Consider the following 13251-nt stretch of genomic DNA (forward strand, 5'->3'; position numbering starts at 1 on the left):
TCTGCGACGTGGCGTGGCGGCACGTGCGTACCGCAAGGCACTTTTCGTACCGCGTCCGACCCTAAACCCGGACGCTCGCGCACATCTGTGGGCATACGCGCTCAGTCGTACGCCCACACCTGCAGCTTTGTCCTCAGGCTGGGGACCACCGCAGGTGGTCCCCAACCCGGCTCCGTGCCGCGGGGCCGGCTCAGCCGCTGAGGCGGACCGGCATGATCAGGTACTTGTAGGCGTCGTCCGCCTCGGCGTCCAGCGCCGGCTTGCCACTGAGCAGCGCGGGCTTGGTGGACGTCGTGAACGAGAGCTGGGCGACCGGGGAGTCGATGGCGCTCAGGCCGTCCAGCAGGAACGTCGGGTTGAAGGCGATCGAGATGTCGTCGCCCTCGAGCTGCGCGTCCACCCTTTCCACAGCCTGTGCGTCGTCACTGGAACCGGCCTCCAGGATGAGCACGCCCTGCTCGAAGCTGAGCCGCACCGGGGTGTTGCGCTCGGCGACCAGGGCCACGCGCTTGACGGCCTCCACGAAGGGGGCGGTCTCGATCACGGCGATGCTGTTGAACTCCGTCGGGAACAGCGTGCGGTACTTCGGGAGGTCGCCCTCGAGCAGGCGGGTCGTCGTACGGCGGCCGGCGCCCTCGAAGCCGATCAGGCCCTCACCGGAGCCCGAGCCGGACAGCGCCAGGATCACCTGGTCGCCGCTGGTCAGGGCCTTGGCGGTGTCCAGGAGCGTCTTGGCGGGCACCAGGGCGACCGCGGAGGCCTCCGGGTTCTCCGGCTTCCACAGGAACTCGCGGACCGCGAAGCGGTAGCGGTCGGTGGACGCCAGCGTGACGGTGTCGCCCTCGATCTCGATGCGCACACCGGTGAGGACGGGCAGCGTGTCGTCACGGCCGGCCGCGATGGCGACCTGGGCGGCGGCGGAGGCGAAGACCTCGCCGGGGACCGTGCCCGTCGCGTTCGGCATCTGGGGCAGGGCCGGGTACTCCTCCACAGGCAGGGTGTGGAGTGTGAACCGGGACGAGCCGCAGACCACCGTCGCCCGTACACCGTCTGTGGAGATCTCCACCGGGCGGTTGGGCAGCGCACGGCAGATGTCGGCGAGCAGGCGGCCGGAGACCAGGACCGTGCCCTCCTCCTCGACCTCGGCCTCCACGGAGACCCGCGCGGAGACCTCGTAGTCGAAGCCGGACAGGCTCAGCTGGCCTTCCTCGGCCTTCAGCAGGAGGCCGGCGAGGACAGGCGCCGGCGGACGGGCCGGGAGGCTGCGTGCCGCCCAGGCCACTGCCTCCGCGAGTACGTCGCGTTCCACCCGGATCTTCACTGTTGCCGCCTCCTGCTGTTGCCGGCGCTTCTCGCTCTGCCTGGCCCTCGTCGTCTGTCTCGGTGTCGTCGGTCCCTGGGAGGGGGAGGACACCGGGGACCAGTCTGACGCACGGCACTGACAGTAGGTGCCTGTCGGGGTCAAGTCGTGACGAGGCGCGGTCGGGCACCGAAGAGCGAGTTGTGCACAGGGCCCCCTTCGAAACGGATTCCCAGCTCTCTCTAGTCGGGAGTAGTAGTAGGGCCTGTGGATACCGTGGATAACCTCGTTTGCCCAGCTCAAAGCACGAATTTTGTCCACGGGGCCTGTGGGCGGGGGCGGTGGACAACTGGGCGTGTCTGTGGAGAACAGAAAGTTCTGCACACGCCGTGCACAGGGGGAGGCGAGTTCTCCCCAGCGTCATCCCCAGCTTTACCCACCTTTCCCACAGCCCAACCCGGCAGCTTTGTGTGACGCCTTTCACTCGACCCGGTGAGGAGGCGCGTCGCGTTGCCGAACAGTGGACAGGCATGTGGAGAAGGGACCGATCGCTGGGGACAACTGACCCCAACCTGTGGGCAGCCGGTGGACAACTCGATGCACAGCCTGTGGATCATCTCGTCGTCCACAGTCTGTGGAGATCCTTTGTCCACCAATCCACAAGCGCCTGAGCTGGTCTGATGGTCTTTCGACAGTCGACACTGTGGACACGATCTGGACAACTCCCCGGTCCCCAGGATGTGGACGGCAGAAAGTCCCCGAATCTGTGGAGAGGGGCCGTAACCCGGCGAGTAATCGAACAGTGGGTGGCGAGGGAGTGCCGGGGGGATGCGGGAGGACGGAGCCCCGGAACTGCTCCGCGCGGGGCTGGACAGCCTCGCGGCCCTCTTCCGGGACATGAAGAAGGGCGCCCCCGGAACCACAGGAGGCGCCCTCAGCGGCGTTCTGCCGTCAGCCGTCAGCCGTCAGCCGTTCTTGATGCGGTTGGTCAGCTCCGTGACCTGGTTGTAGATGGAGCGACGCTCGGCCATCAGGTTGCGGATCTTGCGGTCCGCGTGCATCACCGTGGTGTGGTCGCGGCCGCCGAACAGTGCGCCGATCTTGGGCAGGGACAGGTCCGTCAGCTCACGGCACAGGTACATGGCGATCTGCCGGGCGGTGACGAGGGCGCGGCCGCGCGAGGTGCCGCACAGGTCCTCGACGGTCAGCCCGAAGTAGTCCGCCGTCGCGCCCATGATGGCCGTCGAGGTGATCTCGGGGGCCGAGTCCTCGCCGCCGGGGATGAGGTCCTTCAGGACGATCTCCGTCAGCCCCAGGTCCACCGGCTGCCGGTTGAGCGAGGCGAACGCCGTGACCCGGATCAGCGCGCCCTCCAGCTCGCGGATGTTGCGCGAGATCCGGGACGCGATGAACTCCAGCACCTCCGGCGGCGCGTTCAGCTGCTCCTGTACGGCCTTCTTGCGGAGGATCGCGATCCGCGTCTCCAGCTCGGGCGGCTGGACGTCCGTGATCAGTCCCCACTCGAAACGGTTCCGCAGCCGGTCCTCCAGCGTCACCAGCTGCTTCGGCGGCCGGTCGGAGGACAGCACGATCTGCTTGTTGGCGTTGTGCAGGGTGTTGAAGGTGTGGAAGAACTCCTCCTGCGTCGACTCCTTGTCCGCGAGGAACTGGATGTCGTCGACGAGCAGGATGTCCATCTCCCGGTACCGCTTGCGGAAGCTGTCGCCCTTGCCGTCGCGGATGGAGTTGATGAACTCGTTGGTGAACTCCTCCGAGCTCACGTACCGCACGCGCGTGCCCGGGTAGAGGCTGCGTGCGTAGTGCCCGATCGCGTGCAGCAGGTGGGTCTTGCCGAGGCCGGACTCCCCGTAGATGAACAAGGGGTTGTACGCCTTCGCCGGCGCCTCGGCCACGGCGACCGCGGCCGCGTGGGCGAAGCGGTTGGAGGCGCCGATGACGAAGGTGTCGAAGAGGTACTTCGGGTTCAGGCGGGCGGTCGGCTCACCCGGGCCGGTCGCCGGTGCGGGTTGCGCGGCCAGCGGGCCCGGCGCACCGGTCGTCGGCAGGTTCGGGCCGACGGGGCCGCCGCGGTGCACGTGGCCCGAGCCGGCCGGCGGCTCGGGCAGCTCCCGGCGCACCGGGTCGCGCTGGTCGTAGTCGCCGCGTGACGTGTCGTAGTCGGAGCGCGACTGCTCATAGGAGGGGCGGTCCATCGACTGCGGGCGGTAGTCCTGTGCGGGGGTGCCGTAGGAGTCCTGGGAGGGCGGGCCGTAGGAGTCCTTGGATCCCTTGGACCCGTACGCGTCCTTGGATCCGTAGGAGTCCTGGGAGCCGGAGCCGTAGGGGTCCTGTGGGTTGTACGCGTCCTGAGAGCCGTACGAGTCCTGTCCGGGTGACGCGTACGGGTCACGCTCGGGGAAGCCGAGGCGCTGCTGCTGCCAGCCGTACTCCTCTTGCTGTGCCGGCCGCGGCCAGGCGCCGGGCTCGGGGCGCTGGTACTCGGACGGGTACGCGGGGCGCGCTGTCGGAAGCTGGTCTGCGCGCGTAGGCGGAAGCTGGTCGCCGGCGGGCCCGGGCGCCTGGTCGGCGCGGTGACGGCCGTACCCCTCGTACCCGTCGCGGTGGGGGCGGTCGGGGCGGTCGTATCCGTCACGGTCCGGACGTTCGTAGGCGTCCCGCTCGGGGCGTTCGTAGCCATCGCGCTCGGGGCGTTCGTAGCCGTCTCGGTCCGGACGGTCATAGCCGTCGCGGTCCTGGCGCGCGGAAGGGAGTTCGGGCTCTTCGTAGCGCTGCTGGGGGCGGGCCTGGGGCGCGGGTGTGGCGGGGGGCTCTCCGGCGGAGTCGTCGACGGTGATCGCGATCCGGATCGGGCGTCCGCACTCGCGGCTCAGCGTCTCGCTGACGACCGGCGCCAGTCGGCCTTCCAGTACGCCCTTCGCGAACTCGTTCGGTACGGCGAGCAGCGCGGTGTCCGCGACGAGCGCAAGCGGCTGGCAGCGCCGGATCCAGTGCTCGTCCTTCCCTTCGACCCCTTGACCGCGGCCCTCCCCGAGGAGCTGCTCCAATACGCGTGGCCACACTGCGGCAAGATCGGCAGGTACGTCAGCCACAGGGCACGCTCTCTCACAGGTCCCACGAACGTGTGGTTCTGGGACGGCTTGGGATGTCATCCGGGTTGCTGGGCGGGAGGGAACCCGCCGGGGCAGGGATAAGGGAACGAATCGGAGTTCCGTCACGGTAGTCAGCGCGGCCGGTAGGGTTCAAGTTGTTGTCCCCAGCCTGTGGACAAGTGTCTCCCGGCGACTCCCGGTTTGACCGGATGGCGTAGCCGCGCGTACCGTAACCAGGTCGAGTTGTCGATGGCTGCTGCCGCCTGCCTCCGATGGGCACAGATCATTTGGGTGATCGGTCAGCGGTGCACTCGGGCGTAACTGCGAGCTACTCGTGGGCGCACGGTGACAGCCAGGACGGCACCCCGCAACCACCGATTCTTTCTGGAGCCCCCGAGTGAGCAAGCGCACCTTCCAGCCGAACAACCGTCGTCGCGCGAAGACCCACGGCTTCCGCCTGCGGATGCGCACCCGCGCCGGCCGCGCGATTCTCGCGAACCGCCGCAGCAAGGGTCGCGCCAGCCTGTCCGCCTGATTCTGATCAGGTCATGACGTCGTGCTGCCTACCGAGCATCGGCTGAGGCGGCGCGAGGACTTCGCGACCGCGGTACGGCGAGGCCGTCGGGCAGGACGCCCGCACCTCGTCGTCCACCTTCGAAGCGGTGCCACGGACCCGCATGCGCCTGGGGAGAGCGCTTCCCCGACGCGTGCGGGTTTCGTCGTGAGCAAAGCCGTGGGTGGCGCGGTCGTGCGCAACAAAGTGAAGCGCAGGCTTCGCCACCTGATGCGCGAGCGAGTCGCCCAGCTGCCCCCCGGTAGCCTGGTAGTCGTACGAGCGCTGCCCGGATCGGGCGACGCCGACCATGCACAGCTGGCCCGAGACCTGGATGCCGCTCTCCAGCGGTTGCTGGGAGGGGGCGCGCGATGAAGTACCCGCTGCTGGCTCTGATCAAGCTCTACCAGTGGACGATCAGTCCGCTGCTCGGGCCGGTCTGCAAGTACTACCCGTCGTGCTCCCACTACGGCTTCACGGCCATCGACCGGCATGGTGCCATCAAGGGAACGGCACTCACGGCCTGGCGCATCCTGCGGTGCAATCCGTGGTCGCTGGGCGGTGTGGACCATGTCCCGCCGCGCAAGCGCCCGCGGTGGCACGAAATGCTGCGCAACGCGTGGCATGCACGCAAGGGCGGGCCCTCCGCCGTCGGACCGGCCACCGAGGGACGGACTTCTCCCACCAGTCCGTCGAGTCCCTCGAGCCCGGCCGCAGAGACACCGTCCCATGCCCAAGGAGCATGATTAGTGGACACGATTGCCAGCCTCTTCAGCTTTATCACCACACCCGTCTCCTGGGTCATCGTCCAGTTCCACTCGGTGTACGGCGCCATCTTCGGCCCCGACACCGGCTGGGCCTGGGGCCTGTCGATCGTGTCCCTGGTGATCCTGATCCGCATCTGCCTGATCCCGCTCTTCGTGAAGCAGATCAAGGCGACCCGGGCCATGCAGACGCTGCAGCCCGAGATGAAGAAGATCCAGGAGCGCTACAAGAACGACAAGCAGCGTCAATCCGAAGAGATGATGAAGCTGTACAAGGAGACGGGCACCAACCCGCTCTCCTCGTGCCTTCCCATCCTGGCGCAGTCCCCGTTCTTCTTCGCCCTGTACCACGTGCTCAACGCCATCGCCTCGGGCGACACCATCGGCGTGATCAACCAGAGCCTGCTGCAGAGCGCGCAGAAGGCACACATCGTCGGTGCGCCGCTCGCGGCGAAGTTCACGGACAGCGCCTCGAAGGTGGAAGCGCTCGGTGCCTCTCTCACCGACGTCCGTGTGGTCACCGCCGTCATGATCGTCCTGATGTCGGCGTCGCAGTTCTTCACCCAGCGCCAGCTGATGACGAAGAACGTCGACACCACGGTGAAGACCCCGTTCATGCAGCAGCAGAAGATGCTGATGTACGTCTTCCCGGTCATGTTCGCCGTCTTCGGCATCAACTTCCCGGTCGGTGTCCTCGTCTACTGGTTGACCACCAACGTGTGGACCATGGGCCAGCAGATGTACGTCATCCACAACAACCCGACCCCGGGTTCCAAGGCCCAGGCCTCGTACCTCGACCGTCTGACCAAGCACGTGACGCAGCACGAGAAGGTCGGCCGGCGCCGGGACCGTGCCATCGTGAAGGCGATCGTCGCCAAGGGCCGCGACCGCAACGAGTTCGAGCGCAAGTTCATCAACGGCCTGAGCAAGGCCGGACTGGCCGCCCAGGCCGACGGCACCGTGATCAAGAGCGACACCGCGGCCGCGGTCCAGGCCGAGGACGGTACGCCGACCACCGCCGCCGGCACCCCGAAGCGCCAGCAGCCCAAGCGGCAGAGCAAGTCGCAGCGGCAGCACGGCGGCGCCGTCGGCCCGAAGGCGGCCGGTGAGAACGAGCCGAAGACGTCGCTCGACAAGTCCGGCCAGCCCGAGGACCAGCCCGCCACCGCTGCCAAGCAGGGCGGTGCGAAGCCCGCCGGCGGTACCCGCAGCAAGGCCCAGTCCGGGCAGCGCAAGGGCCCGCAGCGGCCCAAGTCCCCGTCCAAGAAGTAAGAAGGAGTCCATCCCGTGACGGAAGGCACCACCTCCGCCGCTGCCGAGGGTGCAGACACCCTGACTCGCCTTGAGCAGGAAGGCGAGATCGCGGCGGACTACCTGGAGGGTCTGCTCGACATCGCCGACCTCGACGGCGATATCGACATGGACGTCGAGGCCGACCGCGCCTCCGTCTCGATCATCAGTGACACGGGCGGCCGCGATCTGCAGAAGCTGGTCGGCCGTGACGGCGAGGTGCTGGAAGCGCTCCAGGAGCTCACCCGGCTGGCTGTGCACCGGGAGACCGGTGACCGCAGCCGCCTGATGCTCGACATCGCGGGGTACCGGGCGCAGAAGCGCTCGGAGCTGTCCGAGCTGGGTGCCAAGGCCGCCGCGGAGGCCAAGAGCAGCGGTGAGGCCGTCAAGCTGAAGCCGATGTCGCCCTTCGAGCGCAAGGTCGTGCACGACGCGGTCAAGGCCGCGGGCCTGCGCAGCGAGTCCGAGGGCGAGGAGCCGCAGCGCTTCGTCGTCGTGCTGCCTGCCTGATCGGCCCTCACGTCTCCCGGCCCCGTCTGTTGCGCAGGCGGGGCCGAACTTTGTCAGCCTGATAGTTCTGGTGGTTCTGGTGTCGGCGCCGGGTGCGCTGACGCGGTACGGAAGGACGGTCCCCCGTGACGGAGGCAGCGGAGCTTCCCCCCGCGCCCGAGCAGGCGCGCGAGGTGTTCGGTGATCGCTTCGCGGATGCGGTGCGGTACGCCGAGCTGCTCGCAGAGGCGGGCGTGCAGCGCGGTCTCATCGGCCCGCGAGAGGTGCCCCGACTGTGGGAGCGGCACCTGCTGAACTGCGCGGTGCTCTCGGAGGTCGTGCCCGACGGCGTGACCGTGTGCGATGTCGGCTCCGGCGCCGGGCTCCCCGGCATTCCGCTGGCGCTGGTACGCACCGACCTGAAGATCACGCTCCTGGAGCCGCTGCTGCGGCGTACCAATTTCCTCACCGAAGTCGTGGAGCTGCTCGGACTCGACCATGTAACGGTCGTGCGGGGCCGTGCCGAGGAGGTCATGGGGAAGATCCAGCCTGTCCATGTCGTGACGGCCCGAGCTGTCGCGCCCCTCGACCGGCTCGCCACCTGGGGCATTCCGCTGCTGCGGCCGTACGGGGAGATGCTCGCGCTCAAGGGCGACACCGCCGAGGAGGAGCTGAAGAGCGCCTCGGCAGCCCTAAGCAAGCTGGGTGCGGTGGAGACCTCCATCCTGCATGTGGGTGAGGGCGTGGTGGATCCGACCTCCACCGTCGTACGGGTCGAGGTCGGGGAGAGCCCCGGCGGTGTGCGCTTCGCTGCGAAGCGAGCGAAGGCGGCTCGTACCGGGAGGACGCGCCGTCGCCGCTGATCCGTCCTGAGGAAGAGACGTACTCCAGACAAGCTGCCAAACCCACGCATGCCGGAGTGTCGCGACAGTCCGGCCACGGCTGCTGTGCATCGTGTTTCACGTGAAACGTCGCTCACTGCTGCACGGCATCATCAGTCGTGGCCGCGCTGCGGCCGAACCCCGCGACCGAAAGCCTCTTGGTTCACTCGATGAGGGACCTGAGGTATCCACAGAGGTGGATTTCTCCACAGAACGCCAGGCCTCACTGGTTCACGACCCCGAAGGCATGGGAGGCTCTGTTCATTGCGAGCCTGAAGTCGAGGAGAGTGAATCCTTGCGGTCCGACGCCAACATCGCGGGACCGATGACCGATCCGGTCCCCGGTCCCCGTACCGAGTCGATGGGGGCGGATGTTTCACGTGAAACACCGCCTCCGATGGACGACACTCCCATCGGTCGTGCTGCCCAACTGGCGGTGGAGGCTCTGGGGCGTGCCGGCGAAGGCCTGCCACGGCCTGAGCAGACGCGCATCATCGTGGTCGCCAATCAGAAGGGCGGTGTGGGGAAGACGACGACGACCGTCAATCTCGCCGCATCGCTGGCGCTGCATGGTGGCCGGGTCCTGGTGGTCGACCTCGACCCACAGGGCAATGCGTCGACCGCCTTGGGTATCGATCACCACGCCGAAGTCCCGTCCATCTACGACGTGTTGGTCGACAGCAAGCCGCTCTCCGAGGTCGTCCAGCCGGTCCCCGATGTCGAGGGACTCTTCTGCGCTCCCGCCACCATCGATCTCGCCGGTGCGGAGATTGAGCTTGTGTCTCTGGTGGCCCGGGAGAGCAGGCTGCAGCGCGCGATCCAGGCGTACGAGCAGCCGCTGGACTACATCCTCATCGACTGCCCGCCCTCACTCGGTCTTCTGACGGTCAACGCCCTCGTGGCGGGCCAAGAGGTTCTGATCCCCATCCAGTGCGAGTACTACGCGCTGGAAGGCCTCGGGCAGCTGCTGCGCAACGTCGACCTCGTGCGTGGGCACCTCAACCCCGCCCTGCATGTGTCGACCATCCTGCTCACCATGTACGACGGCCGGACGCGTCTCGCATCCCAGGTTGCGGAAGAGGTGCGCACTCACTTCGGCGACGAGGTGCTGCGGACGAGCATCCCCCGCTCCGTCCGTATCTCTGAGGCGCCGAGTTATGGGCAGACAGTACTGACCTACGATCCTGGATCAAGTGGTGCCCTCTCTTATCTTGAGGCGGCACGAGAGATCGCGCTGAAGGGCGTCGGCATCAGCTATGACGCGACGCACGCCCATATCGGCGCACAGCAGAACGACCCGAGCATGGTGGAGGGCATTCAGTGAGCGAGCGACGGAGGGGGCTGGGCCGTGGTCTCGGCGCACTGATCCCTGCCGCACCGACGGAGAAGTCGGTGGCCCAGGCCGCGGCGGGGAACGCTGTGTCCGCGTCCCCCGCGGCAGTGCCGGTGCTGCCGAACGACCGTGGGGTGGCCGCGGCGAAGGTAGCAACGCTGCCGCCTGTTTCACGTGAAACAGAGGAGCCGACGCAGTCGGCTGCTCCTGCCACTCCTGCGGCACCCATCGGTGCGCACTTCGCCGAGATTCCCCTCGACTCCATCTCGCCGAACCCACGCCAGCCGCGTGACGTCTTCGACGAGGACGCGCTGTCCGAGCTGATCACCTCCATCAAGGAAGTGGGGCTCCTCCAGCCGGTCGTCGTACGGCAGGTGGGTCCCGGCCGCTACGAGCTCATCATGGGTGAGCGCCGCTGGCGGGCCTGCCGTGAGGCGGGACTGGAGGCGATCCCGGCCATTGTGCGCGCCACGGAGGACGAGAAGCTCCTCCTGGACGCCCTGCTGGAGAACCTGCACCGCGCCCAGCTGAACCCTCTGGAAGAGGCAGCCGCCTACGACCAGTTGCTGAGGGACTTCAACTGCACGCATGACCAGCTGGCGGACCGTATCGGCCGATCCCGTCCTCAGGTCTCCAACACCCTGCGTCTGCTGAAGCTGTCCCCGGCCGTGCAGCGCAGGGTCGCCGCGGGGGTGCTGTCCGCCGGCCACGCGCGGGCACTGCTCTCCGTCGAGGACTCGGAGGAGCAGGACCGGCTCGCTCACCGCATTGTGGCCGAGGGTCTCTCCGTGCGGGCTGTGGAGGAGATCGTGACCCTGATGGGGTCGCGGCCCCAGAAGGCTCAGAAGCCCAAGGGCCCTCGTGCCGGTGCACGGGTCTCTCCCGCGCTGTCCGACCTCGCCACGCGGCTCTCCGACCGCTTCGAGACACGGGTGAAGGTCGACCTGGGCCAGAAGAAGGGAAAGATCACCGTCGAGTTCGCCTCGATGGAGGACCTTGAGCGCATCCTCGGCTCACTTGCTCCTGGCGAGGGGCCGGTTCTGCAGAAGAGTCTGCTGGAGGGTGACTCCGAGGAGAACGAGTCCTGAGCCTCCGGCAAGGAACCTCCGCAGTGCGGGAGACTGAGCGGGCCATGTCCGGTGTGTGCCGGAACGTGGCCCGCTTTGTTCCTTTCTGGCGGTATCGATGGAATGGCATCGTGGATACGATGCGTTGGGTACGGCGCAACCACTTGGCAGCACCTCTGAGAGGGAGGCAGGGGCCATGCGAACCATGAGGCGCACCGGATTGGTGAGCGCCGGTTTGGGGCTGGGAGCAGTCGGTGGGTTCATCGGCAGTCTCCTCAGGGAACGGAGTGCTCTGACAGCCGCCCGTGCGGCGGCGGGCGAAGGAAGCGAGGAACAGCCTTCATGGGCCGCCGGCTCGTACCGCTCACGCTGGACAACCTCCAGGACCTTCCCAAGCGTTGTCGCTCGTGTGTCTTCTGGGAACTCGACCCCGTCAGTGGTGAGTCCGCGGTAGAAGCGGGCACGTCTGCTTCGGAGAAGGAAGCCTGGATCTCGGCGGTTCTGCTGGACTGGGGCTCCTGCGGGCGGGTCGTGTATGTCGACGACGCGCCCGTGGGTTTCGTGCTCTACGCCCCGCCCGCCTACGTGCCCCGCTCCACGGCGTTTCCCACGAGTCCCGTCTCGCCCGACGCGGTGCAGTTGATGACCGCGTTCATCGTTCCCGGGTACCAGGGCCAGGGACTGGGGCGGGTGATGGTGCAGACGGTCGCCAAGGACCTTCTGCGGCGCGGCTTCAAGGCGATCGAAGCCTTCGGGGATGCGCGCTGGAAGGAACCTGCCTGCGTCCTGCCTGCCGACCATCTCCTGGCTGTGGGCTTCAAGACGGTCCGCCAGCACCCCACCCATCCACGGCTGCGGCTGGAACTGAGGTCGACGCTCTCCTGGAAGGAAGACGTCGAGATGGCATTGGACCGGCTCCTGGGAGCTGTGCAGAAGGAGCCGGCGCTGCGACCGCTGTAGTGCAGTCAAACGAATGGGCCAACCCTTCCGGGTTGGCCCATTCGTGTTTCACGTGAAACATGCGCCGTCGGTGCGACGGCTCAGCCGATTCACTCGGCGATGAACTCCTCGAGGTCGCGAACGATCGCGGCCTTCGGCTTCGCGCCCACGATGGTCTTGGCGACCTCGCCACCCTGGTAGACGTTCAGGGTGGGGATGGACATGACGCCGTACTTGGCGGCCGTACCCGGGTTCTCGTCGATGTTCAGCTTGACGATCTCGATCTTGTCGCCGTACTCGGAGGCGATCGCCTCGAGGGACGGGGCGATCTGGCGGCAGGGACCGCACCAGGCGGCCCAGAAGTCCACCAGAACAGGCTTGTCGTTCTTGAGGACGTCCTGCTCGAAGGAGTCGTCGGTCACATTCTTCAGGGTGCCGGCCACGGCGGGCTCCTTAACTGGTTGGTGCGTGGGGCGGGGGTAAGGGGAGATCAGACAGAGGTCTTCTCGGGCTCGGGCTGCTCCTCGTCCGCCAGGGCGGCGAGGTAGCGCTCGGCGTCGAGAGCTGCGGAGCAGCCGGTCCCGGCCGCGGTGATCGCCTGACGGTAGGTGTGGTCGACCACGTCGCCGGCACCGAAGACACCGGTCAGGTTCGTGCGCGTCGACGGTGCCTGCACCTTCAGGTACCCCTCTTCATCCAGGTCGAGCTGACCCTTGAAGAGTTCGGTGCGCGGGTCGTGGCCGATGGCGATGAACAGTCCGGTGACCGGCAGGTCCGAAAGCTCACCCGTCTTGAGGTTGCGCAGCTTCAGACCCGAGAGCTTCGGGTCGCCCTGGATCTCGGCGACCTCGCTGTCCCAGACGAAGGAGATCTTCGGGTCGGCGAAGGCGCGCTCCTGCATCGCCTTGGAGGCGCGCAGGGTGTCACGACGGTGGACGATGGTCACGGACTTGGCGAACCGCGAGAGGAAGGTCGCCTCCTCCATCGCGGTGTCACCGCCACCGATCACGGCGATGTCCTGGTCCTTGAAGAAGAACCCGTCACAGGTGGCGCACCAGGACACGCCGCGCCCGGAGAGGGCGTCCTCGTTCGGCAGGCCGAGCTTGCGGTGCTGCGAGCCGGTGGCGACGATGACGGCCTTCGCCCGGTGCACGGTGCCCGCCGTGTCCGTGACGGTCTTGATCTCACCGCTCAAGTCGACGGCCACGATGTCGTCCGGAACGAGTTCGGCTCCGAAGCGCTCCGACTGGGCGCGCATGTTGTCCATGAGCTCGGGGCCCATGATGCCGTCCTGGAAGCCCGGGAAGTTCTCGACGTCGGTGGTGTTCATGAGCGCACCACCAGCGGTGACGGCGCCCTCGAACACCAGGGGCTTCAGCGACGCGCGCGCGGTGTAGAGCGCCGCCGTGTAGCCGGCGGGCCCGGACCCGATGATGATCACGTTACGGACGTCGCTCACGGCTTGATTCCTCGTCTCTGGACTGCGTCGTTCGACCGGTGGGAGCGTCTCTAGGACCTCTCACCC

13 protein-coding genes are annotated in these 13251 nt (G+C 67.5%); 9 read left to right on the top strand and 4 right to left on the bottom strand.

All coding sequences use genetic code 11. From position 1 onward, the window contains the following. Positions 1–190: 190 nt before the first annotated feature. Positions 191–1321, bottom strand: a complete 1131-nt coding sequence (gene dnaN, locus AB0B29_RS20325) for a DNA polymerase III subunit beta (RefSeq protein ID WP_362241487.1) — start codon at positions 1319–1321, stop codon at positions 191–193. Between the two features lie 944 nt (positions 1322–2265). Further along, positions 2266–4410: a chromosomal replication initiator protein DnaA gene (gene dnaA, locus AB0B29_RS20330; RefSeq protein ID WP_362241490.1), complete on the bottom strand. Its 2145-nt coding sequence runs from the start codon at positions 4408–4410 to the stop codon at positions 2266–2268. A 397-nt stretch (positions 4411–4807) separates the two neighbouring features. Here dnaA and rpmH point away from each other — a divergent pair, with 397 nt between their 5' ends. From rpmH to AB0B29_RS20375, 9 genes are all read left to right on the top strand, one after another. Next, a complete protein-coding gene (gene rpmH / locus AB0B29_RS20335; protein ID WP_005482975.1) occupies positions 4808–4945 on the top strand; it encodes a 50S ribosomal protein L34 in 138 nt (45 codons plus the stop codon). Positions 4946–4966: 21 nt separating this feature from the next. Further along, complete coding sequence (gene rnpA / locus AB0B29_RS20340; protein ID WP_362241493.1) at positions 4967–5338, top strand: ribonuclease P protein component; 372 nt, start codon at positions 4967–4969, stop codon at positions 5336–5338. Continuing rightward, positions 5335–5709: a membrane protein insertion efficiency factor YidD gene (gene yidD, locus AB0B29_RS20345; protein ID WP_053670149.1), complete on the top strand. Its 375-nt coding sequence runs from the start codon at positions 5335–5337 to the stop codon at positions 5707–5709. The genes rnpA and yidD overlap by 4 nt, the downstream gene beginning before the upstream one ends. Positions 5710–5712: 3 nt before the next feature. After that, positions 5713–6999 (top strand): membrane protein insertase YidC, encoded by a 1287-nt coding sequence (yidC, locus tag AB0B29_RS20350; RefSeq protein ID WP_362241496.1) that lies wholly within the window; start codon positions 5713–5715, stop codon positions 6997–6999. Between the two features lie 15 nt (positions 7000–7014). Further along, complete coding sequence (locus tag AB0B29_RS20355) at positions 7015–7527, top strand: protein jag (RefSeq protein ID WP_344460642.1); 513 nt, start codon at positions 7015–7017, stop codon at positions 7525–7527. A gap of 125 nt (positions 7528–7652) precedes the next feature. Further along, on the top strand, positions 7653–8369 hold the full coding sequence (rsmG, locus tag AB0B29_RS20360) for a 16S rRNA (guanine(527)-N(7))-methyltransferase RsmG (RefSeq protein ID WP_344460640.1): 717 nt from the start codon (positions 7653–7655) through the stop codon (positions 8367–8369). Between the two features lie 265 nt (positions 8370–8634). Then, positions 8635–9711, top strand: a complete 1077-nt coding sequence (locus tag AB0B29_RS20365; protein ID WP_351640914.1) for a ParA family protein — start codon at positions 8635–8637, stop codon at positions 9709–9711. Further along, positions 9708–10808, top strand: a complete 1101-nt coding sequence (locus tag AB0B29_RS20370) for a ParB/RepB/Spo0J family partition protein (protein ID WP_362241498.1) — start codon at positions 9708–9710, stop codon at positions 10806–10808. Before AB0B29_RS20365 ends, AB0B29_RS20370 begins: the two co-directional genes overlap by 4 nt. A 321-nt stretch (positions 10809–11129) precedes the next feature. Further along, positions 11130–11747 (top strand): GNAT family N-acetyltransferase, encoded by a 618-nt coding sequence (locus tag AB0B29_RS20375; protein WP_362241501.1) that lies wholly within the window; start codon positions 11130–11132, stop codon positions 11745–11747. 89 nt (positions 11748–11836) lie between these two features. Here AB0B29_RS20375 and trxA read toward each other — a convergent pair whose 3' ends face one another. Beyond that, positions 11837–12169, bottom strand: coding sequence for a thioredoxin (trxA, locus tag AB0B29_RS20380; protein WP_104779122.1), 333 nt, complete (start codon positions 12167–12169; stop codon positions 11837–11839). Between the two features lie 47 nt (positions 12170–12216). Next, entirely contained in the window at positions 12217–13185 is a 969-nt protein-coding gene (trxB, locus tag AB0B29_RS20385; protein WP_104779121.1) for a thioredoxin-disulfide reductase, read from the bottom strand. Positions 13186–13251: the final 66 nt, after the last annotated feature.

It is taken from the genome of Streptomyces tibetensis, from assembly GCF_040647715.1.
In the GTDB taxonomy this organism is placed as follows: Bacteria; Actinomycetota; Actinomycetes; order Streptomycetales; family Streptomycetaceae; genus Streptomyces; species Streptomyces tibetensis_A.

Bases quoted from the DNA above. Each gene is read 5' to 3' on its own strand.
- yidD (WP_053670149.1), top strand. From the start codon at position 5,335: ATGAAGTACCCGCTGCTGGCTCTGATCAAGCTCTACCAGTGGACGATC.
- AB0B29_RS20365 (WP_351640914.1), top strand. From the start codon at position 8,635: ATGGGAGGCTCTGTTCATTGCGAGCCTGAAGTCGAGGAGAGTGAATCC.
- AB0B29_RS20375 (WP_362241501.1), top strand. From the start codon at position 11,130: ATGGGCCGCCGGCTCGTACCGCTCACGCTGGACAACCTCCAGGACCTT.